General features: G+C 54.1%; 20 protein-coding genes. 11 read left to right on the top strand and 9 right to left on the bottom strand.

Annotation, left to right across the window (positions count from 1 at the left end; all coding sequences use genetic code 11):
* Positions 1–2 precede the first annotated feature (2 nt).
* A complete protein-coding gene (locus tag NB647_RS05695) occupies positions 3–371 on the bottom strand; it encodes a hypothetical protein (protein ID WP_269282317.1) in 369 nt (122 codons plus the stop codon).
* A 541-nt stretch (positions 372–912) separates the two neighbouring features.
* Here NB647_RS05695 and NB647_RS05690 point away from each other — a divergent pair.
* Positions 913–1,164 (top strand): hypothetical protein, encoded by a 252-nt coding sequence (locus tag NB647_RS05690; RefSeq protein WP_269282315.1) that lies wholly within the window; start codon positions 913–915, stop codon positions 1,162–1,164.
* 43 nt (positions 1,165–1,207) lie between these two features.
* On the opposite strand, the gene NB647_RS05685 is transcribed toward NB647_RS05690, so the two are convergent.
* Positions 1,208–1,651 carry a hypothetical protein gene (locus tag NB647_RS05685; protein WP_269282313.1) on the bottom strand — a complete coding sequence of 148 codons (444 nt, stop codon included), beginning with the start codon at positions 1,649–1,651 and terminating at the stop codon, positions 1,208–1,210.
* Between the two features lie 213 nt (positions 1,652–1,864).
* Between NB647_RS05685 and NB647_RS05680 the strand changes: the two genes are divergently transcribed.
* Complete coding sequence (locus NB647_RS05680; protein ID WP_269282311.1) at positions 1,865–3,088, top strand: acyltransferase family protein; 1,224 nt, start codon at positions 1,865–1,867, stop codon at positions 3,086–3,088.
* A gap of 72 nt (positions 3,089–3,160) precedes the next feature.
* Here the strand turns inward: NB647_RS05680 and NB647_RS05675 are convergent, their stop codons facing one another.
* Positions 3,161–3,655, bottom strand: a complete 495-nt coding sequence (locus tag NB647_RS05675) for a cupin domain-containing protein (protein ID WP_269282310.1) — start codon at positions 3,653–3,655, stop codon at positions 3,161–3,163.
* A gap of 352 nt (positions 3,656–4,007) precedes the next feature.
* Between NB647_RS05675 and NB647_RS05670 the strand changes: the two genes are divergently transcribed.
* Positions 4,008–5,573, top strand: a complete 1,566-nt coding sequence (locus tag NB647_RS05670) for a TerC family protein (RefSeq protein WP_269265677.1) — start codon at positions 4,008–4,010, stop codon at positions 5,571–5,573.
* Between the two features lie 567 nt (positions 5,574–6,140).
* On the opposite strand, the gene NB647_RS05665 is transcribed toward NB647_RS05670, so the two are convergent.
* Positions 6,141–11,687: an autotransporter outer membrane beta-barrel domain-containing protein gene (locus NB647_RS05665; protein ID WP_269282308.1), complete on the bottom strand. Its 5,547-nt coding sequence runs from the start codon at positions 11,685–11,687 to the stop codon at positions 6,141–6,143.
* Between the two features lie 489 nt (positions 11,688–12,176).
* Here NB647_RS05665 and NB647_RS05660 point away from each other — a divergent pair, with 489 nt between their 5' ends.
* Complete coding sequence (locus tag NB647_RS05660; RefSeq protein WP_269282306.1) at positions 12,177–12,884, top strand: alanine:cation symporter family protein; 708 nt, start codon at positions 12,177–12,179, stop codon at positions 12,882–12,884.
* 673 nt (positions 12,885–13,557) lie between these two features.
* Here NB647_RS05660 and NB647_RS05655 read toward each other — a convergent pair.
* The 5 genes from NB647_RS05655 to rfaD form a co-directional block, all read right to left on the bottom strand.
* Positions 13,558–14,304: an MFS transporter gene (locus tag NB647_RS05655; RefSeq protein WP_269282305.1), complete on the bottom strand. Its 747-nt coding sequence runs from the start codon at positions 14,302–14,304 to the stop codon at positions 13,558–13,560.
* A gap of 39 nt (positions 14,305–14,343) precedes the next feature.
* The gene (locus tag NB647_RS05650) at positions 14,344–14,748 is read right to left on the bottom strand and encodes an MFS transporter (RefSeq protein WP_269282303.1); all 405 of its coding nucleotides are present in this window, start codon (positions 14,746–14,748) and stop codon (positions 14,344–14,346) included.
* 266 nt (positions 14,749–15,014) lie between these two features.
* Positions 15,015–16,082 (bottom strand): porin, encoded by a 1,068-nt coding sequence (locus NB647_RS05645; protein WP_269282301.1) that lies wholly within the window; start codon positions 16,080–16,082, stop codon positions 15,015–15,017.
* Positions 16,083–16,715: 633 nt separating this feature from the next.
* Entirely contained in the window at positions 16,716–17,075 is a 360-nt protein-coding gene (locus NB647_RS05640) for a hypothetical protein (protein ID WP_269282300.1), read from the bottom strand.
* A gap of 67 nt (positions 17,076–17,142) precedes the next feature.
* On the bottom strand, positions 17,143–18,126 hold the full coding sequence (gene rfaD / locus NB647_RS05635; protein WP_269282298.1) for an ADP-glyceromanno-heptose 6-epimerase: 984 nt from the start codon (positions 18,124–18,126) through the stop codon (positions 17,143–17,145).
* Between the two features lie 74 nt (positions 18,127–18,200).
* On the opposite strand from rfaD, the gene NB647_RS05630 reads away from it, so the two are divergent.
* The 7 genes from NB647_RS05630 to NB647_RS05600 all read left to right on the top strand — a co-directional run bounded on the left by NB647_RS05630 (position 18,201) and on the right by NB647_RS05600 (position 23,432).
* Entirely contained in the window at positions 18,201–18,644 is a 444-nt protein-coding gene (locus NB647_RS05630) for a hypothetical protein (protein WP_269282296.1), read from the top strand.
* A gap of 241 nt (positions 18,645–18,885) precedes the next feature.
* Positions 18,886–19,272, top strand: a complete 387-nt coding sequence (locus NB647_RS05625; protein ID WP_269282294.1) for a NirD/YgiW/YdeI family stress tolerance protein — start codon at positions 18,886–18,888, stop codon at positions 19,270–19,272.
* 86 nt (positions 19,273–19,358) lie between these two features.
* A complete protein-coding gene (locus NB647_RS05620) occupies positions 19,359–19,751 on the top strand; it encodes a YgiW/YdeI family stress tolerance OB fold protein (protein ID WP_269265665.1) in 393 nt (130 codons plus the stop codon).
* A 197-nt stretch (positions 19,752–19,948) separates the two neighbouring features.
* Positions 19,949–20,311, top strand: coding sequence for a NirD/YgiW/YdeI family stress tolerance protein (locus NB647_RS05615; RefSeq protein WP_269265664.1), 363 nt, complete (start codon positions 19,949–19,951; stop codon positions 20,309–20,311).
* Positions 20,312–20,557: 246 nt separating this feature from the next.
* Complete coding sequence (locus NB647_RS05610; protein WP_269282292.1) at positions 20,558–20,755, top strand: hypothetical protein; 198 nt, start codon at positions 20,558–20,560, stop codon at positions 20,753–20,755.
* A 155-nt stretch (positions 20,756–20,910) separates the two neighbouring features.
* Positions 20,911–21,552, top strand: a complete 642-nt coding sequence (locus NB647_RS05605) for a hypothetical protein (protein WP_269282290.1) — start codon at positions 20,911–20,913, stop codon at positions 21,550–21,552.
* A gap of 677 nt (positions 21,553–22,229) precedes the next feature.
* The gene (locus NB647_RS05600; protein WP_269282288.1) at positions 22,230–23,432 is read left to right on the top strand and encodes a GNAT family N-acetyltransferase; all 1,203 of its coding nucleotides are present in this window, start codon (positions 22,230–22,232) and stop codon (positions 23,430–23,432) included.
* The last annotated feature ends 318 nt before the right edge of the window (positions 23,433–23,750 follow it).

Below are 23,750 nucleotides of genomic sequence, written 5' to 3'. Positions count from 1 at the left end.
CATTACCGGCCAGAACAGGGCTCGCGATCACTCATGACGGCGAAACGGGAGGGAGAACACAGGATATCCGGCAAGACGGGCAAACCGCACGCCGGTGCCTTTCTTCCCTGCATGCGGAATATTTTTCGTCCGGCCCGCTTCTTTCCGGCATATATGAATGAAAGACCGGCCCGCAAAACTTTTGAAAGGATATGCTGTATCGAAACGGCCATCAACCATGATTGCCGCTGTTGAACCGGTACCGTTGAGATATCCCGCTCCCAAAAAACGGTATCGATTCTGAAGAAATATGCGGCTCCGTTCTGTCCGGTTTCCGGCAACCTGTCCCGTGAAAACCCGCCATAAACGGAAACGGCAATGGACTTTTCCATCCGTATCCGCACTCGGGGATACCGGATGAAACCACCCGCCGGAAGAATCCGTCCACACGGCAATCGTGCCCCCTGCCCACGCTATTTCCGGTTTGCCACACAGATGAAAACCCCACGCATGGATTCGCCCAAACCGGTTTCCATCTCCTGCCGTCCCATCCGGTTGGCCCGATCGTCCAGGCAACGGGACCGCGTGTTTTTCCGGCTTGATCCGAATCCGTTTCCATCAATTTTTTACAAACTGATTTTATATATTCATCAATAAAAACAGAATAATTATTCTATAAAATTACTTTTAAAAATCATACAGTTAAGCAATTTTCAATAAAAACACAGGTCGTTCTATAATTTTGTCCGAAAAAAATCGAATAAATATGCATAAAAAACTTTATTGAAGCCAGTCTGTACATGTTTAAAAATGAAACCGTGACCTTTTTCACGAAGACTCTCCGGTGAAAAAGGTCACACGACATTCAATCTGGTGAGGTGCCAGTTTTCTGAAAATGCAGGAGAGCCTTTTTTGAAAATCAGGGGGATCATCATGGCTACACCAACCAAATTCCAGAAAATCGATTCTTACATGTCAGCCCTTTGCATCGGGGCCGCAGCGACCGTATCATTCTGGCTTCTGTTCATCGGTCTCGTCCTGGGCATTGTGTCCGGTCCGCAGAAAAAAGCGTCCTTCAGTCCGCTCCCTTACGCGCAGAACAAGGCATACGATACCGGCGCATTCCCGGAATTTCCCGCCCGGCAGGCAAGCCTTGTCGTCGATACCGGTATCCGTCTGTCCTGATCGCCTCCCTGAATCAGGTCCTTGCCACTCTGGCATGCCTGATTCAGGCCGGGCCTTTCACCGTGGATTTTTTCCGGACGGTAAACAGTACTTCCATTTTCCCGAAATGGCTGCTGCCGGATTGTTGCCCGGCATACGAAAAGGTTTTTTCCTGATATCGCCGGTTCGCCATGAATCGCGCATCACATGGAAGTTTTTCATTCCCGTCCCGAATCATTCCACGCGACACCTTCATTTCCGGCACACCGGCCAGTGTTTTCCATGAAGGTCCCGCACATTCCGTGTACAGAAACCATGCTCCTGGCAAATTGCCCGTAAACGAATCGTCTCCGAGTTTTCCCCGGAAACGCGAAAACCTGATTTGCCCCACTCCCGAAAACATCCGGACCGCTTCTCCGTTTTCACCACCTGTCCGTGATTCTGCCGGCTGCCACACCAAAACGATGTTGCCTGAAACCGACATGCGCCAATAAGTATTAACGGACACAGGAACGGCTTTTCCTGAAGCCTGTTTCAGCTTCATTGGCAGCAAGCTGCCACGATATTACTGTAAATCCAGTTGCCCGGCTATCGTTCCAATTCTTCAGAAAAATCGCTGAAAAAAATAAATTTCCATTTAAAACAATCACTTGGATATAAAAAATGTCCGTTAATACTTAATAGCGGACATATTACCCGTCACTGGTCCTGTAACATTCCCATGAATACTCCCGCATTGTCTCCGAAGATGGATATCCGGAAATCCGGAAAAAGATTTCCGCCGCAAAAACGCGATGAAATCACCGATATCGCCAAGGGAATCGGTATCTTGCTGGTTGTCGCACTTCATTGCGGCATTGGTTTCATGGCCGGGGTCGATATGCCCCTGTTCTTTTTCATTTCCGGTTTTTTCGCCCCGACACTGGCCAAATGCCCGTTTGCGGAAGGCCTGAAGCGCAAATCCGTCGATCTTCTGAAACCGACATTTCTTTATGTGATTTTTTTCGGGGTATTTGCTTTCATTCTTTGCCGGTTGCCGGAAGTCAATACCGCTCTTCTTCAACTACGGGAAATCAATGTTATCCGTATTCTTTCCAGAGCAGCTGAAATTCCGAAAACTCGGTTTTTCGAATGGTTGACGCCTGTGAGGGTGTTTTACGATACCATGACTTCCTGGCCATCCCAGCCGTTGGCAAGCCCGCTCTGGTTTGCTCCCGCTCTGTGGGCCGGATTCGTCTTGTGGTTCGTTTTCCGTCCGGTATTCGAATGGTACAAACAATCTTCCCGGAACAAAATCATCGTGATCGCGGCTTTGATCTTTCTGTATTACAGCGCGGTCAACGGCGGAATCCCCATCGATATAAACAACCGGCTGGCGGGATGGCTGGCACGGGCCGTTTACGCCTTCTGTTTCATCGGTTTCGGGCATATCGTTTATCGGCACAGGGATTTCCTGTTATACGGGAAAGGACAATGGATTCTGTGGGTTCTGGCACTTGGCGCCCTGTACTGGAAAAAACGGTATTTCCATCATTTTCCGGGTATAGACATCATAACAATGTTTTTCGAGACGAAAATCCGGCCGAGATCGTTTCTGATCGCTTTTTGCGGCATCGCTCTGGTATTTCTGGTCTCACGGTACGCGACAATGATCCGTCCGGTCAAACAGGCTCTCATTCATATCGGAAAAGAATCGTTTCACATCATGGCGATTCATTTCGTTTTCATATGGTTTTTCTGGTGGATATTCATACTGGCAGTCCCCGATATTTCCCCGTACCGGGATACCGTTCCGATCAAATGGCTTGTTTTCCTGTTCGCCGTGACGATGTCGCTGATATCGGTCGGCATCTGCCGTTTTCTGGAAAAAACGGCCGGCAAAAAACGGGCGATACACGTCGGCAAGACATTGCCGGCCAGCATGGGGCTTTCGGAAAAATCATGAAAGAAAACCGCTGTTTCCCGAACCGGAATAACCGGGCGGTCGGCTCTTCATGATCGGGATACACGGCCTTTTTCAGCCAAATTCCCCGATACAGGCCACCGCATCCGGAAAAGCCGCCTTGAGGGTATTTTTATCGCCCATTTCAAAATCGGCGAAATCGAATCCGGGCGAGACGGTACAACCGACGAAGGAAAAGGCGCTGCCCCGCTTCGGTGTCGCCCCGAACCAGACACCGGCGGGAACGACATACTGGACATGCTCTCCCGCTTCGATATTCGGTCCCAGCACGATTTCAGCAGTCTTTCCATCGGGCGCGATCATGGCCAGCTTCAGCGGTCCGCCACCGTAGAAATGCCATATTTCGTCGGAACGGATGCGATGCAGGCGGGATATGTCACCTGATTCCAGCAGGAAAAAAATGGCGGTCGAATAGTGCCTTTCTCCGCCAAATGCCGGAGAAAGCGCCCCGGCCGGAATGATTCCCGCACTGCGGTAGGTTTCCCGGTAATAGCCGCCTTCCGGATGCGGAACAAGGCCAAGACGGTCGATCAGTTCTTTTGCGTTCATATTCTTTTTCTGTCATGTTGCCGACATATTTTCAGGCTATCGTGCAAAAGCCGACGCCAGCCGGACATCTCGCCCGTTTTTTCCGGTGCAGGCCGGTGGCACATTTCCTCTATCAGGCCTTTCCGGGCATGGTCGCCCCGACGTCCATCCGTCAGCCTGCCGGGTGCGATGTTCCGGGCGGCCGCCTTTTCTTTCACGCTGTGACACTTTCCGCCTTTTCGCGTTTTTTAAACGACATTTTCAGTATTTTCACAAAAAATGACGACATTTTTAAGACCTTTTCAAAAATCGTTAGGTATATGTCCCTGTTTTTTGCGATAATGTGTCCGTTTCAACAACTTTTTATTCATTTATGGAATGGCTGTTTGATCCGGCTATCTGGATCGGTCTCTTGACTCTGGTCGTACTGGAAGTCGTCCTGGGTATCGACAATCTCGTCTTTATCGCCATTTTAGCCGATAAACTCCCCGTAAAAGAACGCAATCACGCCCGGCTGACCGGACTGATCCTCGCCATGCTCATGCGGCTTGGCATGCTCTCGCTCCTGTCGTGGATGGTCACGCTGACCCGGCCGATCTTTTTCATTTACACCCTCTCCTTTTCGGGCCGAGATCTCATTTTGCTGGTCGGTGGCATTTTCCTGCTGTTCAAGGCCACGATGGAATTGCACGAGCGGCTGGAAGGAAGGCCGCACCATCAGGATGAACAGCGCGTGTTCCCGAGTTTCTGGGTCGTCGTCACCCAGATCGTCGTGCTGGATGCCATTTTCTCGCTGGATTCCGTCATTACCGCCGTCGGCATCGTCACCCATCTGCCGGTCATGATGGCCGCTGTCGTGATCGCCGTCTGCATCATGGTCTGGGCATCCAGACCGCTGACCGAGTTCGTCAACAAGCATCCGACTGTCGTCGTGCTCTGTCTGTCCTTCCTGCTCATGATCGGCCTGTCGCTGATCGCCGAATCGGTCGGCTTCCATATCCCGAAAGGGTATCTGTACGCCTGTATCGGCTTCTCCGTCCTGATCGAGATGTTCAACCAGATCGCCCAGCACAATTTCATGAAACACATGGCGCAGATTCCGCTGCGCGACAGGACGGCTGACGCCGTGTTGCGCCTTCTGGGCGGCAAAACCCGTACGGAACCGCGCGAACTGGAGGCCGAAGAAAAAACGGTCATTGCCGAAGCGCCGGCTTTCGGTGAGGAAGAACGCAATATGGTCTCCGGTGTGCTGACGCTGGGAGAGAGGTCGATCCGCTCGATCATGACGCCCCGAAACGAGGTCACCTGGGTCGATCTGGATGATGATGCCGACAAAATCCAGGAACAGCTCCGCCACACGCCGCACAGTTTCTTCCCGATCGCCCGTTCCCGGCTCGACAATGTCCGCGGGATCGCCCGGGCACAGGATCTGATGGACGATCTGCATACTTACGGCAGGATCTGCGACGAAAGTATCCGCGAAGCCGTCGTCATGCCGGAATCGGTCGGTGTATTGCAAGCGATGGATCTGTTCAAGACGTCCCGTGGCCAGATGGCGCTGGTCGTCGATGAATACGGTTCCGTCGAGGGGCTGGTGACGCCGATCGACATTCTGGAAGCGATCGCCGGCGAATTCCCCGACGAGGACGAACAGCTGTCGGTCACGGAAGTGGAAGATGGCGTCTGGGACATCGACGGGGCCACGGATCTGTACAGTGTGGAACAGACACTGGAAACTGACGGGCTGGTCAACGACGATCAGGAATACACGACTTTGAACGGTTTTGTGCTCGAACGCTTCGGGTCGGTACCGCAGGTAGGCCAGTCGTTCGATGACGACGGATTCCGCTTCGAAGTGCTCGAAATGCGTGGCCGCCGTATTCTGACTGTCCGCATCACGCGCCTGAAAAAACCGCATCCGGAAGGAAAGGCCTCCTGATTCCCCGCTTTTCAGGTACGTCACCGCGAGGAAATCCCTTCGTCATCCTTTCCGGCAGATTGCTTGTGCAGAGGATGAAACCGGTTTTTCCCTCCCGTCGTGACGACACCTCATAATCGGCCTTAACCGGAAACCAGCCCCCGTACGCAAACAACCGGAAAAAAGGGCTTTCGTCATTCCGGTTTTTCGCTTCCCCGCCGTCCTGTATCGTTTTGGGAAGAAATTGCCGCCATGTTCCTGTCTGTCGCATTCTTTTCCCTGCACCGCATTCCCGATGAAAGAAAACCGCTTTGCGAAAAAATCTGGCACGACAATATCGACAGGTTGCAGTCCCGTTTCCCCGAAGGGAATCGTCACTCACCATAACCGGATATATTTCGGGAATTCCGGCAAACAGGTATGCTGCATACCTCCGGTTTTCCCCGCAAACCGGGTATTTTCAGGTATTACGGATTTTTGCCGTTTCCGGTTTTCCCCCCGGGACATACCGACAAAAAAAGGAGCGATTTCCGCTCCTTTTTTCGTGTTTTGTGTTTTTCGTGTTTTGTATTGGATTGAAGCCGGCGATCAGAACAGATAATTGACGACGAAGTTGCCCATGACGCCTTCCCGTTGGCCAACGTAGCCTTCTATTGTGAAGTCGTAGTTCCACCGGCTTTTTTCCGACGGTACGAATTTAACGCCCAGTTCCAGTACGCCGCTGTCTCCTTTCAGGCTGGTGTCTTTCAGGCTGTATCCCATGACGCTTCCTCTCGCGTTTCCGTCGAATTCGTGTTCCCAGGCTATGCCTATGTAGGGCATGCCGGTTTTTTCCGCTGTGTAGTTGAGCCGGGTTCCCAGCCGGGTACGGTGGCTGTCGATGTCGTCGAGTTTGTGGTCGGCTCCGTTTATTTCTGTGTTGAAGCCGTTCAGGTGCAGCCAACGGTATTTGAGGTAGCTGTCGAGCATGTAGTCGGGGTGGTATTGCCATTCCCGACCGATTTCGAGTCCCGCTCCGTAGTAGGTGCTGTTTTTGTCGTAGTCGAGTTTTTCTCCGCTTCCGTCTTTGAGGCGGCTGTTGTAGTCGCTGAAGGCACGACCGATTCTGGCATGGGCCTGGAGGTAGGTGCCTTTCCAGTTTCCTTCTTTCTGTTTTCTTTCTCCGATGGCTCCGATTCCGTAGTAGTGGATGTCTCCGTTTCCTTTTGCCCACCGGTTATGGGTGTCTATGTTTCCCCAGCCGGCTTCGATGTACAGGGCTCCGTTGAGGTCTTTTTCGGTGTCCTGTTTTTCGTTGAGTTTGCTTCTGAGTCCGATGAACCAGTGGGTTCCTGTGGTGTGGGCCCAGGCTTTGTTTCCGTTCAGGTCGTGGTGCAGGTCTCCTCCGCTGACGGCGCCATAGAAGCAGGTCTCGGGGATGCTTCCGTCTTCCCGCAGGCTGCACTGGAGTTTGCGGTCGAGGATGAAGTCTCCTGCCGCGTTCAGGAAGTCTGTCAGGGCCAGCCGGCTTTCGTTGATGGTTTCTGTTCCGGGGACGATTTCGGTTTCTCCTGTTTTGACGAGGTCGATGCTGTCTCCGTCAACGCTATCGATGCCGGGGCCGTCCCATTCTACTTTGTAGAGGGCCTGGAGGGCTCCTTTTTCGCGGACGGTGACTTGTCCTTTTTCGTATTTGACGTTTTCTGCTGTCAGGCCGGCATCTGTTTTGTTTTTGATGACTTCGTAGCGTGGGACAAGCGCACTGTTGGTGTGGGCTATGGCTTTCTGAGCAGTGTGGAGGTGGATAGTGCTGTTACCGAGACGGGTCGTTTCTTTTTCTGTCAGGACGATGATCGGGTCACCGGCACGAAGCGTCAACCCCGCCAGATCGAGGTCGATGCGGTCGAAGTTTCCAATGTTTTGCGCACGCCCTTTAAAATTTCTGATGTTCAGGGTGTTGCCATTTTGCCCCGTAGCCACGTGTTGGCCGCTTCCAATGAGCCAAGCTCCTGTGATGTCGATTCCGTTTTTTCCATCGAGGTTGACTGTGTTATTCTGCACTATCCCCGAGCTGTTGCCGGCAAAGACCTTGCCCCGGAGTGCGCCACCATTGAGGTTTACCGTATTATCCAGAACACGTCCGGTGACCGCTGTGCCCCCGTACACATCAGCAGAAATGACACCGCCATTCACCGTAACGGTATTGGACTCGATGGTGGCAATACCGGATTTTCCCGGCTGGCCGGCCACGCTTTCTCCTCCCGCAACCCGGCCACCCTCCACCCGGACATCATCCGATACCATGACGGTATTGTTCCTGACAACAGCGAGATCAGCGCTTTCTTCATTTTGTCCGGTTCCTGTTGAATAGCCGGCTTCCCTTTTTTCCGGGAATGCGTCCTGTTCTCCGGCATTGTTCGTTGCGCCTGTCACACTGCCACCTACGACACCACTACCACGGACGATGGTATTTCCAGCAAGCACGACACGGTTTCCACTTGCCGATCCTGTCCCATCGTTCAGTCCTCCAGCTACATAGGACGAAGTGCTGTTGACATCTCCAACCGCTCCATTTGTAATCGTGACTGTATTACTGTCCGTATTCCCGGCTTCTCCGGACCGGACATAGCCACCAATGACAAAACCATCAATAGCAAGCTGCACATCGCCACCCGTCTCAAGCCTAACGGTGTTTCCGGTACTGGTACTGGTACTGGTACCTTCATTATATCCGCCTGCGACATAATTTTTGATGTGAAGGCTTTTTCCCCGGGTACTGCTATTGATGATGGTGACGGTATTATTGTTTGTACTTCCTGTTCCATTCTGGCCAATAACGCCTCCGGCAACAAAACCTTCGACGTCAAAGCCTGTGTCTGTCTTGCCCGCCTTCATTCCCGCAGCCGGATCATTATCATCCCTAACAGAAAGGAAGACTTCATTGTTATCAGCGCTGACCGCTCCCTCTCCCTGATTGAATCCACCGTGAATGTTGCCACCAAAGCCTCCGTTAGCCTTTACACGGGTATTCGTAACGGTGACGGTGTTGCCGTCGGCTTGTCTTGCTTCACCCGTGCTGCTGTCGGCCTGCCCTTCTTTACTCTCGCCGGCAGCAAGGACAGAGCGGTCAATAAAACCGCCGTTAACATATCCCTGGATGGTACTCCCCGTAATGGCTACCTTATTCTGCAGAGCGCTTCCTCTTCCCTGATTCAGTCCGCCTGTGACATTACCTGTGACATGACCCACTCCATCAAGAATAACGCGGTTTTCCCGGAGCATTCCCCCCCCTTCTTTTCGGTCGCGGGCACCCATGATGTCTCCCTGGACTGAACCGCCTGTGATCCTTACCGTGTTGCCCGTAAGGTTCACCATTCCGCCAATCACAGCGTTTTCATCAGCCCGGTCCAAACCGCCTGCGACAATACCGTAAACAGTACTGTTTTCAAGCTTGACGCTGTTTCCTGTTACATTCCCGCTCCCCTGATTCACGCCCGCTGCCACATACTTTACGGTGAGTGTGCTGTCTCGAATGGTGAGATTGTTCCCGGACACGGTTCCGCTTTCGTTGTTTCCAGCAATAACTCCCCCAACAACAAAATGGCCATCTGTGCCGCCAGAAGAAGTCAGACTAACCTCTTCAAGATTTACGGTGTTCTGATTGACAGAAACATCCTTTCCAGTCCCTGTATTATAGCCGCCCGCAATATATGTTCCGACCTCGGCTTTTTTTATGGTGACTGTGTTACCATCAGCATGGCCGCCTTCTCCATCATTGTATCCGCCTGCGACATAGTTTCCGATGTGAAGGGTTTTTCCCCGGGTACTGCTATTGATGATGGTGACGGTATTATTGTTTGTACTTCCTGTTCCATTCTGACCAATAACGCCTCCGGCAACAAAACCTTCGACTTCAAAGCGCGTGTCTGTCTCACCTGCCTTCATTCCCACAATAGGTTCATTATCCTCAACGGAAATGGAAATATTATTGTTATCAGCGCTGACTGTTCCTGTTCCCTGGTTGTATCCGCCGCCAATGTTACCGTCATTAACAACGTCACCGTTCTCCATCTTGAGAGCCTTCACATGGGTATTCGTAATGGTGACCGTATTGCCGTCGGCGTGCCCTTCTTCGCCATTATTACCGGGAATAGCACCATTAATATAACCGCCACCAACGTATCCCTGGATGGTACTCCCCGTAATGGTTACCACATTCTCCCGGGCGTTTCCGCCCTCCTGATTAGCTCCCCCGGCAACATTGCCCACAATTTCGGTCTGCCCGAGACTAACCATGTTCTTTTCAACACGTTCACCCTCCAGAGAGCGAGCTCCCGCAATTGCCATGGCCGATTGGAACTCGTCACCTTGTCCGGTTAAGTCCCTTATAACCTTGCCGCCCCGGATTATGACATGGTTGCCGGTGAGATTGACCCTTCCATAGCCCCAGTCCAAACCGCCCGCGACAATACCGTAAACCGTACTGTCTTCAAGCCTGACCGTGTTTCCCGCTACCTCCCCGGTTCCCTGGTTCAGGCCCGCTGCTATATATTTTCCTGTGAACCTGCTATTTACAAGAGTGACCGCATTGCCGTTTGCGTTTCCATTTTTTTGGCTGCCCACAAGACCTCCAACCACATAATGACGTGGTATCACCGCACCGTCGGCGTCGTACTCGGATAATTCAGCATTTTCAAGATAAACAATGTTGTTATTGGCATTGCTCTGTCCAGACGGCACCGTCACATCGGGACTGTCACTCCCTTCATTTTCGCCGCCCACAATATACTGCTTGACGTGAGCGTTGTTTATTATGACATGGTTGTCGTTTGTGTCTCCCTCGCCCATATACGAAATATGACCACCAACAACATACGCTCCTGTTTCATCAGGCGACACATCCGGACTTTCCCCGGTTCGAAAGGCTGGACCTTCCGCGGCTCCATTCAAAGAACCGGTATTCCCGTCAACATGATTAATAAAAACCGTGTTACTGCTGGCACTGCTCTTTCCACTTCCATAATTCAATCCTCCTGTGATACCTTGCACAACGCTGGTACCTGCGAGGCTCACCCGGTTTCCATCAGCCCGACCGCTGCCTGTCCCGTCAATATAACCACCTGCGACGATTCCTGCGACGCTGCCGCCCGTCATGCTTACCTTATTCTCAAGCGTGTCTCCTGTGTGGCTTGCAATCCCGCCCTGAACAGCGCCTGTCACCGCGGTATTTTCAAGGTGGATTTCATTGTTATCCGCATTGCCGGTTCCCTGATTGTAGCCACCCGCGACATAACTTTTGACAAGGAAATTCCGGGCGCTGGTATTGGTCACCGTAACCTTGTTACTGTTCGCGTTTCCCTCCCCCTGCTGACCCATAACGCCTCCGGCAACAAAACCGCCGATCTGAAAGCCTGAACCATCCGCTGCCGTACTATCCACTGTAATGGCAACCTCGTTCTGACTGGCGCTGCCCTCACCTGTTCCCAGATTAAAGCCGCCTTCAATATTTTGCCCGACACTGGCATTTCCGAGGCTCACCCGGTTTCCATCAGCCCGACCGCTGCCTGTCCCGTCAATATAACCACCTGCGACGCTTCCTGCGACGCTGCCGCCCGTCATGCTTACCTTATTTTCAAGCGTGTCTCCTGCGCGGCTTGCAATCCCGCCCTGAACGGCGCCTGCAACCACGGTATTTTCAAGGTGAATTTCATTGTTATCCGCATTGCCGGTTCCCTGGTTGAAACCCCCTCTAATGTCTCCGGAAACAGTGGTGGTTCCACCGGAATTCGCAAGGCGGATTTCGTTTGAATTTGCCGCTCCAGTACCAGCCTGCTTCAATCCCCCGAGAATGGACATTCCGATCTGTATATCTTTGGCGATATTGTCGGTTATTATCTTATTCCAGCCAGCATCTGCGCCGCTTGTGTACCCCCCTATAATCGCCCAACCGCCACCAGTGACAGAATCGTTTATCAGAACTGTATTCCCCTCCCCCGCACCTGGTTGTGCAAATATAGTATTGCCATTATCCGGTAATTGATACTCAGCACCCCTGGAAACAGCAAAGGGAAACAGGCATAAAGGAATGACTGTCACACAGAAAATTTCATTGACGATCCTGCTGATACGGTTCTTCGGGAATTGAATTGAGTGCATGATTTTGAGACATTCAGGTATTAACGATACCTAATGATTATTAGCAGACATTTTCCATTCTGCATCTATTTGTTTTTCATTGACTTTTTCTATACCCGCTCCGGTTTCGCAATGTCCTGTTCATTGTTCCGCCATGTTTTTCCTCCCAGTTGACCCTTTTGTTTGGTATAATTCCCTATGATCCAGAAACTTCCGTTAATGTCTTTTAATAATCATTAACAGAAAAATTAACGATTTTCGCCATACTTTTTCTATTCACGTTTTTTACGTATGCCCCATCCATAACGGATTCCGATGGCGGTATTTGAAAGATTCCTTTCCATGATCTGCCGGTGACCGGATTTCCGGTCTACCCGTCTGCAGCCCTTCCGGATGATCCTGCCAATTTTCCGGCACCGCCATTCCGGTATCCGGAATGTTTTTCACGCTTCTTTTTCCGCCTTGGCTGCCTTTCTGTCCGGCAACTTGTTACAATGATTCTGTTTTTGCATGAAAAGACGAACCGGACACGCCGGACGCCCTGCATCACGACAGGAATTTCAAGAGAATTTCATTAGCAGGAACAGATTTATCGAATTGCTCGGACAATTCAACCGCTTCGCCAGCGGCCCCGTTTTGCTGCCGCTTCTGGCAGGTACCGGATTTTTTCTGACGATCGGTTACCGTTTCATGGCACAGCGCCGCATTCCCTTCACCTTCAGGATGATGTGGCGCGGCCACCGGAAAAATGACGATGCAAGCGACATTTCCCCTTTCAACGCGCTGATGACCGCCATGTCCGCCATAGTCGGCACCGGCAATATCGCGGGTGTAGCCACGGCGATCTGCTTCGGCGGATCGGATGCCCTTTTCCGGGTATGGCTGATCGCGCTGGCCGGCATGGCCATCAAGTTTTCCGAAGCGGCACTGGCCGTTCGTTACCGTGAAAAAGATTTGCTCGGCAATTATATCGGCGGCCCGATGTACTATACCCGCAACGGTCTGGGCAGTATGTGTCAGCATCGGGCAGGTTCCGTTCGCGCTGATCACGATCATCGGCTGGAGTTTCTACAGCAAAAAATGCACCCAGTATCTGTTCAGCGTAAGCGCCATCAAACCGTTTCACTTTTTCTGGAGGCTGTCGATCCCCCATCGGCACGCTGCCGTTCGTCGATCTCGGTGCCCTCTGGCTGGTCGCCGACACGATGTATGCCCTGATGGCGATACCGAATTTCATCGCCCCGCTTCTGCTCTCGCCGGTTTTGTTCAGAATCGCGTGCGAATACTGGGATGAGATGGACGCCGCAGAAAAAGCGCGCCGGGAGGAAAAACGGAAACGGCGTCATAACGCCTGCCGACTGATACACCTGCACACATTTTTCCCAGATATCTATTCCGCCCCCGCCAGTCAAACCGGGCGATATCCGTACCGGTATGCCGCCGGACGGTTTCATCGGATGCCATGCAGAAAAAAGACCGGCAGGAAAACGGCTTTCATTCCCAAACGCACGACGATACCGTGCCGGACGCCGCTGCCCCTCCCCGGCACAGGCAAAAATTTCCGGCACGACACCCATCCCGAGAAACCGTCAGAAATTCACGAGAGGACAAAGATATCCGCAAAAAGGCCCGACAATCGGGACATACCATTTGCCGGCAGGATCGGCCCACACCACCGATGCCCTCCCGGCATGAACCGGATACCGTCCGTAACCACGCGTATTTCCCGTTCTGCCGGCGAGCAGCCGGAAACGGGGACATTATGGCGTTCCTGTTGGTGAAAACTGCCGCAGTGCCCCGTGTTTCGGCAAGCCGGTCCCCAAAGCGTTTTCCGGTTTACGGACAACCGGATATTCCCGCCAGCCCGTGCGGTCGATTCCGGTCGTCCGGATCACGGTTCAGGCGGCAGAGAGGAACGGGCGAAGAGCATGACCATGACGATACCGGCCAGCGCACAAAACGCCCCGGCTCCGAATACGGACGAATAGCCCAGCGCGGTGGCCATGAAACCGGTGACCGGGCCGGTGGCGGCATAGGATACATCCTGAAAAGCGGCGTAACCGCCGACAGCCGTTCCCCTCACCTGTATCGGCACCCGTTTGACGACTTCGACACCCAGTGCCGGGAACATGAGCGAACAGCCACAACCGGTGATCATCGCCCCGGCCAGCGCCACCCGGGGATCGGTGGCAAACAGAATGACGGTCTGGCCGACGGCTTCGACAGCCAACGAAACCATCGCGACCCGGATGCCGCCGATTTTGTCAGGCAGATGGCCGAATACCAGACGGACACCGACGAAAGCGATGCCGAAACAGGTCAGGGTCAGCCCGGCGTGTCCCCATCCGTTTGAGGAAAACAGCAGGGACATGAATGTGCCGATGAGCGCGAACCCGCATCCCTGCAAGGCGAGGGCCAACCCCGGCTGCCAGACCATTTTGGCCACGGAAAAAAGCGAGACCTTCCGTCCGCCGGTGATATCGGTTTTCCGGATGCGGGAATCGAGCAGCAGGGCCAAAAGAGGTAATGCCAGTGTGGAAATCCCGAGAGCGACGAACCCGAAATGCCGGTTCATCAGCAGTCCCAGCGGGGCACCGGCAGCCAGCGAGCCATAAATCGCCATACCGTTCCAGGACATGATTTTTCCGGACTTGCCAGGGCCGATGAGACCTAACGCCTAGGCGAAATTGCCCGACACCAGCAGGCTTTCGCCGACTCCGAGAAAGAGCCGGCCGGCCAAAAGCAGGCCATAGCGAAACAGGGGCGGCAGCGGCAACAGCGCCGCCAGAAGATACATGACGCCGGCCATCGAACAGGTCAGCATGCCTTTCAAGGTGGTGCGTTTGGCCCCGACATTGTCCGCCTGACGCCCGGCATAGGCGCGCGTCAGGACGGTCGCAAGAAACTGGCAACCGACGGCGATACCGACCAGCGTATTGGACAGGCCGAGTTCGTGATAGACGAACAGGGGAATGACGGGCAGCGGCAACCCGACGGTCAGATAGGTCAGGAATATGGCGAAGGTCAGGGAACCGAGCGTTCTGTTTTCGTCAGAAACGTGAAAGGATGTTGAACGAGTCATGATGGTCTGAAAAAGAATCGACAAGTTATCCAAACAGGGGACGGCCTTTCGATGGGTGTGTGCCGGATCGTCCCCTCTATGTCAAACAGCTTCTCTTTCTTCCCGTTTCCCTGCCGGTTCCATCCGGAAGAATGCCGTTATGCAGGAAATTATAGTCAAGTCGATGCAAAAATCCAATCAGTACGCCCTTGCAGTACCCCCCTTTTCCGCCCCGGGAAAAGGGCAAACACGTCCGCCGTCCCGCCACACGGCCGATACCGGTACCGTCAGAACCGGTGGTTCAACCCGATCTGGATACCGGTCAGCGAATCGCGCGCGGTACCATTGCTGTTGTAGATGGAGCCCACGCGGTCGTTGCTGCTGTCCACATGGATCAGGCTGCTGTAGAGCATGGTCCTTTTGGAAAAATCATAGTGGTATCCGACGGCATACCGGTTGGCATGCCCGCCATACCGGCCGGCGTCGATTTCCCCGCGGTCATACGTGGCAAGAAACTGGTGCGGTCCCATCCGATACAACAGACCGGCCAGCCATTCGGTCTGGTTTCCGCTCTCGCCGGTCACGACATCGTCAAGCCTGAAAATGCTTCTTTCATAGCCGAGAGACAATCTGAGGTTTCCCAGCTCCACCGTTGTACCGACATCCCAGCGGTATGAATTGTCCGAATCGGGCACCCGTTCGTAGTTGGCCAGCAGCAGAACCGGTCCGTTGCGATAACGCGGGCTGATGGCGAAACCGTCGTTTCCTACCCGCCTGACGAAACGGTCCTCATCCGAATCGCCATGTTTGTCGTCACCCAGCGAATAGGCCAGCCCGATTTCGAAACCTTTCACGTTCGGGCTTTCGTAGCGAACGGTATTGTCCGTATATTGCGAATGGATCAGGCTGTTGACGGAATACGAGGCGGCGATGCCGTTCTGGTCGAACGGATCGACCAGTGTGAAGGTTTCGGCGACCATGGTCATGACACGGCCCATACGGACAGATCCCCACGGCCCCGCCAGCCCGACATTGGCATACCCCGTCCATTCCATGTCATCGTCACGGCCGAGTCTTTTGCGGATCTTTTCATCCCAACGGTAATTGCCGGTCAGATTGCCGTTGTTCAGCCGGAAACGCTGTTCCATCTCAAATGTCGCTTTCAGTCCGTTACCGAGATCTTCCGTTCCCCTGAAACCGATCCGGCTCGCCATGTAATCGCCCATCCGGACATCGGAACCGGATTCCTTCACAAGGCCGGTATCGAGCACACCATAGATGTTGATGTTGGTCTGGGCCGGCGCTACAGCCGGAAGCAGGCTGAAAAGACCTGCGGCGATCAGTGTTTTTTTCATGTGATGTCCGGATCGGAAACAAAATGGCAAAAAATGACGTCATAAAAAATGCGCCCTGACAGAACACCATACCGGAACCGTCTTCCGGCAAGCCTTCACAGGACCGGCAGCGGCAAACGGCCGCCGGAAAACCGGGCTTGCTCCATCATGGTGCATCGGGCGCGCGAACCCGTCTTTATACCGTAAATCAGGCAAACGGGAAAGCCCGCGTTGTGTGAACGCAAACCGGAACCGTTCATGCCAGTCCGGCATTCGTCCGGAATTTCTCCGGGTAGTTCCGTACACGACACGAAAAAAGGTTTCCACAGCGGACACTTGCATAACCCGATGAAAAAACAGGCCATTTCCGGCGGTGGACTGCTTCCGGCCAGCCTGCCCCCTTGCCGGACAATGAAAAACCCGAAACCGGAAGCGCTCATGAACCATGCCGAAAGAAGCATCGCCCGTCTGAAAGATGTGTTCACCCGTCCGGGCGGGACAGCATGCCGGCCCCGTGTGCCCCGGGCCGGAACGGGACCGGCGGGATATCGCGACAGACACCTTGCATCGTCATCCGGCCGTTTCTTTGTGATGCAGAAGATTGCGGCAGTACACATATGAAGCTGCCGATGGAAAAATCCATGACCGGTTCCGTCAGGGCAAACGTACCAAAACCGTACGGATGGCTGGAAGCGGATTACGGTACAGGCGCGACACTCCCGCTCCGGTACCGATAGCCGGTGAAAACCGTTTTCCGGCGATCGTATCGTCCCGTCCCGGTTTATCCGGATCCCGGACGCCTGCTCTCTCCGTACACGACACACCGTTTCTGGCGACAGGTACCTTTCTTTCTCCGCGACGACGCGACCGTTTCCCGGATAACCGGAGAAAACCCGCAAAACCGGTTCGCTCTCTGCCCGGCTGTGTGGCCCGACCTCCGGAAACGCTCTCCCCCCGGAAAACAGCGTCCGGCACATGGCATGCCGTCGTCACGCTTGCGGCAAGATCAGGCATGGGGCCAACTGCCGCGAAAACCGGTCAGAAAGATATCCTGGCACCGTCACCGGACGTGGCCGGTCGGTCAGACCACCTGTTCCAGATACGGATCGTCCTTCATCAGATAGTTGCGGACATAATCGGTCGTTCCTTCTTCCAGAGTATGGAATTTCACGTCGCATCCGTATTTTTGCAACCAGCCCATTTCCGCTTCGGTAAAATACTGGTATTTGCCTTTGAGGTTTTCGGGCATATCGAAATACTCGATTTTCGGCGGAAGTTCCATGGCGGCATAGACGGCATGGGCCAGATCGTTCCAGGTACGCGCCTTTCCCGAACCGATATTCAAAATTCCGTTGGCTTCCGGATGTTGCAGCAGCCAGTAAAGCACTTCGACGCAATCTTTCACATACACGAAATCGCGGAACGATTCCCCGTCACCGTATTGCGGGTTGTCCGACTTGAACAGGCGGATGGGAAGACCCTTTTCAATGTCCGCATAGACCTTGCAGATTACGCTTTTCATGTCGCCCTTGTGGTATTCGTTCGGGCCGTACACGTTGAAAAACTTGACGCTGGCGATCGAGGAAAGACGGCCTTCACGGTGCGCCCACATGTCGAAGAGCTGCTTGGACCAGCCGTAGGCATTCAAGGGCCTGAGCCTGACGGCCGTCTCGACGCTGTCGGAAAAACCCATCGAGCCGTCGCCATAGGTCGCGGCACTGCTGGCATTGATGAAACGCACGCCCCTTTCCATCGCACGGCGGCAGAGCAATTCACTGTATTTGACGTTGTTGTGCATCAGAAAATCGACATTGCGCTCCGTCGTGGCCGAACAGGCACCCAGATGGATGATGCCGTCTATTTCCCGGTGCAGGCGGTTTTCATCCAGAATCTTCCAGAATTCATCCCGGTGGAGATAATCGGTGAATTTCCGGTTGACGAGATTGTGCCATTTTTCGCTGGAGGCGAGATTGTCCACCACCAGAATGTCGTCTATCCCCATCCGGTTCAGTTTCCAGATCATGGCACTGCCGATGAAACCGGCGCCGCCCGTAACAATATACATGTGAATTCTCCGGTTATCCCGCCGGCGTGCCCTTCTGTCAGAGGCCGGCAGGAAGATTGTCTGAATACAGTAACGTGAAAAAACCGTTTTCGCCGTCCTGCGAAAACGATATCTTAATCGTTTTCCGGCAGTTTATCGACATGATCGGTCCACTTTCCCCCCAGAATGCCGTAACGGATTTCCGGCGTGCTCCCCAAAGCGTCACACCGGAACGCCGCCACCTTGCCGGGGAAAACAGGGATATTGTCTTGCCATACGGGAAAACGGGCGCATCGCCACAGACAAAAAACCGGGCCGGATCCCCACTCTCGTCGCGCTTTCCCGCACGACAGCTGTTTTCAGTCGCGATCCGCTCTCCGGCCGGCAGTCTTTTCAGACCGGATTGTTCTGTCGGGAGAATACCGGCCGGAAAATGTCCCCTTCCACCGGATGCAGGCGTTTTGGACAACGGAACAAACGGTTCCACCTTTCCAAGCCGGCCATTTTTGCGCGACGAACGAAACCTCCGGCAGGCATGACGCCCTGTTTGCGACGGTGGATTTTCCGCCCCCATTCCGGCACCACCGCTTTTCCTGTTTCAAAGCAAACCCGGACCGACAGGCGGACCACTATAATGGGGACGGAATCCGGTGACCTCACCGGTTTCCGGCGTGCTCTGCACTGATTGTGAAAATACGTTAAGATAAACCATTCTCTGACATGCTTTAGGACATGGGTCGTGACATGCCCCGCTGTCCGGAAAACCGGAAAGGAGTTTGCATGATTTCGAAAAAATTGCTGACGGGCCTGCTTGCTGCGGCCTGTTCCGTCGGGATGCTGGTGGCAACAACCGCCAGTGCCCAGTACGTCGGACCAACCCGTGTAACGGCCAAGACCAGTATCCGTTCCGTCCTGAAAAACCCGGTGGATGACGAACTGGTCATTCTCAAGGGCCGCCTGACGAAACAGCTGTCCCACGACAAATATGAATTTACCGACAAAACTGGTACCATTACCGTCGAAATCGACCAGGACGTCTTCGCCGGCCGGCAAATCGGGCCGGATACCGTCATCGAGATCGCCGGCAAGGTGGACAAGGATACCGGCAAACCGGTCGAAATCGATGTCAAACGGATCGGCATCGCTGCCGCCACATCGAAAAAATAGGACAGGTGCCCGCCCGATACCGGCGTAACGGGCGGGATTTCCGGAAAAAAGCCCGGTAACGTCAATCAAGCAGAAAGGAAATGATCATGTTCGGAAAAATGAAGGCGGGATCGCTAGCCGCCGTTGCCAGCGCCACTTTTCTGGCCGCATCCGGTATGCTGTGCTCCATGAATGCGGCATATGCCCAGTACGTCGGGCCCAGCCAGGTCAGGCAATACAACAACGTGGCCGAAATCCTGAAAAATCCTGTGGACGATACCTATGTCACGCTCAAGGGCAACATCACCACGCAACTGACGGACAAGATGTACCGGTTCACGGACGGGACCGGCTCGATCAATGCCAAGATCGGCCCGAAAGAATTCGCCGGACAGCGCATCGACGACAAGACCCGGGTTGAAATCTGGGGCGAAGTCCATAATGATCCGCTGCGCAAGGATCTGCACCTCGACGTGAAACGGTTAAGTGTCCTCCGGTAAACCGTTTCGCCGGATGGCGGTTTCAACACTGCCGCCGGGCCTGCGTTTTTCGGCCTGCGGCAGTCCACGGTGGCATAGCCACCCTCTTTTTCGGGTATTTCCGCCCCGACAGATGGAAATACCCATCAGACAGGGGAATATCCCCTGAATTCCAATAGTTCGTAACAACTTGACTGTCACCAGCAAAGGAGAAAGAAATGCTCAAGAAAATCGCAACCACTCTGATTGCCGCATCGGGAATCCTGTGTGCCGTCGGCACCGCCAATGCGCAATATGTCGGTCCCAGCCAGGCTACATCCTACAGAAATGTCGCCGAGATCCTGAAAAATCCGGTCGATGATGTCCGCGTCACCCTGCGTGGCAAGGTCACTTCCCGGCTTTCCGACGACATGTACCAATTCACGGACGGGACCGGCACCATCAGCGTGGAAATCGATGAAGAAGATTTCGCCGGACAACGCATCGACGCCAATACCCAGGTCGAAATCTGGGGCAAGGTGGACAAGGATCTGATGCGTGCACCGGAAATCGACGTCAAGCGCATCACCATCATCCGGTAAGACATCTGACAGCTTCCCGAAACGGAACGGCCCTGTCCGTTCCGTTTTTTTTCAGACCGTCCTTCCCGTCCACGGAAAAATGCGTTTTCGGGTGCAAACCACAGAGATACAGGCCCGTAACAGTACAATCCACCCGCCAGGGTCACCCGTTTGCTCCGGACAACCGGACCCGGACCGGTGAAAAAGAAAAGAGACAGGCAAAAACGCCGTGGATACCTTGTTCATGAAAGATCGCCGCAAAAGCGAATGCAAAACCGTAACGGACGATTGGCCGGTGATACGCAAAACCACCTGTCACAATACCGGCGGAAACGAAGAGAAAACCGGCCGGTCATTATTCCGGAACAGGAAATCGCGGCAGACAATCCTTTCTGTACCGGAAAACATTTCCGTCAGGCGGAAAATCCCGTCTTGTACCGGTGCAATGCCGTTTTCGCACAATGATCATCCGGGATATTTCCCGCTCTGGCCTTTCCTTGAAACAACGCATTGCCAAACAGACGTTTTTCCGATACATTTCCGCCTGCCGAAATTCCCGGCCGGAAACCGCCCGGCAGGGTGGAAAAATACATTTGACTGACTATCCGACCGGAATATCCGTGAGACCCACACTTTTTTACGACGCCCGACTCAAAGGCATTTCCCCGTCCGGCAACGGCGACAAACTGATCATCGAGTATCAGGGCAGGGAAATTTTCCTGCCCGCCGATTCCGCCAACGCGCAACATTACGAAAAACGTCTCAAAGCCTCCGGAAACGAAGCGGGCCTGATCGGACTGGCCCGGCAGGTACGCAGACGCACGCCCGGCAATCGCCGCGCCGGTGTCTTTTACCGTTTCGACGCCTATTGCGACCAGACGCTCCGTCGTGCGTTCGATCTCGACGATTACGAATACCTCGACAACAGCTACAACCTGAACTGTATCGGCTGGCGCAACGCCAAAAATCCGGACGGTTTTCTGGCACCGCGCGGAATCCTTCCGGGCGAGGACGGCCGTTTCGTCTCGGACAATACGGAAAAATACCTGTTCGCCATCCCGTTCGAATTCATCGAACTGGCCACGCGCATGAAGACGGACCCGGCCACCCTGCTGAAAACTTTCATCGCCGACACCTGCAACCTGCAAAGCACGCCGGAACTGCCCCGTGCCGACGGATTGTCCGGCCGCGGAACCGAAGCGTTCCGGAAAGCACGCGACTATCTCCGCACGGCATGGCGGCTGAAAAAGGACTTTTTCTGATACCGTCGCGCAGGAATTCGCCTTTTCCTCTCCCGCCCCGAAAACGCCAAAAGACTTTCCCGCCCGGCTTTTTGCCCGCCGTCTGCCGGTGTGATATGATGGTTACTGGTTCCATCGCCCTTCGTTTGGCTGGCAGTGATTCCGGATTTTCCGGGTATTTCGCCGGCAAAAACGTTTTGTTTGATCCGGACGGACCCGTTCCGTTCCCGTTCCCCTACACTGGCAACAGGCTGGAACCATCTGTTTCGCTTCGCCCGCAAAACGGGTCTTCCAGCCGGAGAGTTCGCAGACGGCTGCCGGTGTTGCACCGGTTTTCCTCACCGGAAAACCCGGGGAAGTCTGCCTGACAAAACGGCGGTACCTCACTTTCATTCAATTCAAACGGTCGCTCTGGCGTATTTGTCAACACAATAAAACCGGCTCACAAACGATTCATATCCCTTGCGGGTTCATGACCGGCGCGGGGGACGTCGGATATATCCGGAAAACGTGCCTTTCCGCTTTCAGCCGGGAAAGTGCGAAACGTCCGTTTCTCTCTTTCGTGACGCAACATATCGACAGGCTGTCTGAAAGCCGGCCAGACGGCAGACAGAACAACGGTCAGGGCAGGTCATGCCACATCCGAAGCGTGCCGTCCCGACAACAGGCGCCCCTGGCGCAGAAAAACAGGTGAACTTATGGTCAAAAGCAATTTTCATATCCGTGAACTGACATCGGACGATCTGGATCAGTACAATGCACTGCTCCGTTACGCCTTTCAGGTCACCGAAAAAACCCTTCAGGAATACGGCTGGGAAAAAGACGACATCAAGCAGTCCAAATTTCCGATACTCGAACGAGCCGACGTCTGGGGCTGTTTCGACGGCGACACACTTGTTTCCCAGTTCGCGGTCTATCCGCTCGACATGAACATCCATTCCATCGTCTGCCCCATCGGATTCGTCACCAGTGTCGCGACTTACCCGGAATATTCCGGCATGGGACTCATGTCGAGACTGATGAAGCGGGGACTGACGGAAATGCGCAAAAACGGGCAGTCGCTTTCCCTGCTCTATCCCTATTCGATCCCGCTCTACCGCAACCGGGGTTGGGAAATCGTCTCGGACAAGATGTCCTACCGCATCCGCGATGTCCAGCTTCCGAAACACATCGACGTACCCGGCTATGTCCGCCGCGTTTCCTGGGACAATCCCGATTTCATGAAACTGCATACCCGCTTCGCACGGCAGACGCATGGCTGCCTGTTCCGCAACCATCTGGCCTGGGAAGAATACTGGCGCTGGAACGAGGACGACACGGCCGTCGCGATCTATTACGACGCCAGGGACAAACCGCAGGGATACATGGTCTATCTGATCAAGGACGACGTGATGTTCATCCGCGAGACGATCTATATCAACAGCGAAGCCCGCAAGGGCCTGATGAAATACATCAGTGCCCACGAATCGATGATCAACGAAGTCAGCGGCAACAACTATTTCAGCGAACCCGTCGCGTTCAGTCTGGAAGACAGCGATATCCGCGAAACGATCCGGCCCTACATCATGGGACGCATCGTCGATGTGGACATGTTTCTCGAACGTTACCGCTTCGATCCCGACGCCAGCGGTACGGTGACCCTTTCCGTTTCGGATCCGTTTCTGGAATGGAACGACAAAACGCTGACGATCGCCATCGCCAATGGAAAGGCCACCCCGTGCACGGAAAGCGCCGCAAGGAAAGCCTCCCTGTCGATCGGCACCCTGACGACGCTGCTTCTGGGTTACAAACGGGCCAGCGAACTGGCGAAGCTGGACCGTATCGATGCCGATGAAGCGACCCTGCGACTGCTGGATAATGCCGTCATCGCCGAAAAACCGTACATCTCGGACTATATCTGAACCCGGTGCAACCGGATATGCCGCATTGGCCGGACGCCTTGCAGCATATCCCGTCACCGGTCTTTTTCGCTTTCGTGCCGCAAGACAGGCCGGACGGTTCCGTTCCCGGGCTACACCAGCGACTGTTTCCGGTTGGCCCTGCAACGTGAATTTCCGCCGATGACCCGCAGGGCGACGGATTCGGAAAAGCGGTTCCCTCCGTTTTTCCGGCAACGACAAGAAAAGAACCGCCTGCGACAGGATTTGCCGGCAAAAACGGAAACGGGCAATTCCGCCCGTTATCCCGTTTGCCCATCCGGCCGTCTTTCATGACCCTTC

It is taken from the genome of Oxalobacter aliiformigenes, assembly GCF_027116575.1.
GTDB lineage: Bacteria > Pseudomonadota > Gammaproteobacteria > Burkholderiales > Burkholderiaceae_D > Oxalobacter > Oxalobacter aliiformigenes.
The sequence above is the reverse complement of the archived record's forward strand: the minus strand, read 5'-3'. Positions and strand labels throughout refer to the sequence as shown.

Coding starts and splice junctions, on each gene's coding strand:
- NB647_RS05695 (WP_269282317.1), bottom strand. CDS start 371: ATGGAAAAGTCCATTGCCGTTTCCGTTTATGGCGGGTTTTCACGGGAC.
- NB647_RS05690 (WP_269282315.1), top strand. CDS start 913: ATGGCTACACCAACCAAATTCCAGAAAATCGATTCTTACATGTCAGCC.
- NB647_RS05680 (WP_269282311.1), top strand. CDS start 1,865: ATGAATACTCCCGCATTGTCTCCGAAGATGGATATCCGGAAATCCGGA.
- NB647_RS05675 (WP_269282310.1), bottom strand. CDS start 3,655: ATGAACGCAAAAGAACTGATCGACCGTCTTGGCCTTGTTCCGCATCCG.
- NB647_RS05670 (WP_269265677.1), top strand. CDS start 4,008: ATGGAATGGCTGTTTGATCCGGCTATCTGGATCGGTCTCTTGACTCTG.
- NB647_RS05665 (WP_269282308.1), bottom strand. CDS start 11,687: ATGCACTCAATTCAATTCCCGAAGAACCGTATCAGCAGGATCGTCAAT.
- NB647_RS05660 (WP_269282306.1), top strand. CDS start 12,177: ATGAAAAGACGAACCGGACACGCCGGACGCCCTGCATCACGACAGGAA.
- NB647_RS05655 (WP_269282305.1), bottom strand. CDS start 14,304: ATGTCCTGGAACGGTATGGCGATTTATGGCTCGCTGGCTGCCGGTGCC.
- NB647_RS05650 (WP_269282303.1), bottom strand. CDS start 14,748: ATGACTCGTTCAACATCCTTTCACGTTTCTGACGAAAACAGAACGCTC.
- NB647_RS05645 (WP_269282301.1), bottom strand. CDS start 16,082: ATGAAAAAAACACTGATCGCCGCAGGTCTTTTCAGCCTGCTTCCGGCT.
- NB647_RS05640 (WP_269282300.1), bottom strand. CDS start 17,075: ATGCCTGATCTTGCCGCAAGCGTGACGACGGCATGCCATGTGCCGGAC.
- rfaD (WP_269282298.1), bottom strand. CDS start 18,126: ATGTATATTGTTACGGGCGGCGCCGGTTTCATCGGCAGTGCCATGATC.
- NB647_RS05625 (WP_269282294.1), top strand. CDS start 18,886: ATGATTTCGAAAAAATTGCTGACGGGCCTGCTTGCTGCGGCCTGTTCC.
- NB647_RS05620 (WP_269265665.1), top strand. CDS start 19,359: ATGTTCGGAAAAATGAAGGCGGGATCGCTAGCCGCCGTTGCCAGCGCC.
- NB647_RS05615 (WP_269265664.1), top strand. CDS start 19,949: ATGCTCAAGAAAATCGCAACCACTCTGATTGCCGCATCGGGAATCCTG.
- NB647_RS05610 (WP_269282292.1), top strand. CDS start 20,558: ATGCAAAACCGTAACGGACGATTGGCCGGTGATACGCAAAACCACCTG.
- NB647_RS05600 (WP_269282288.1), top strand. CDS start 22,230: ATGGTCAAAAGCAATTTTCATATCCGTGAACTGACATCGGACGATCTG.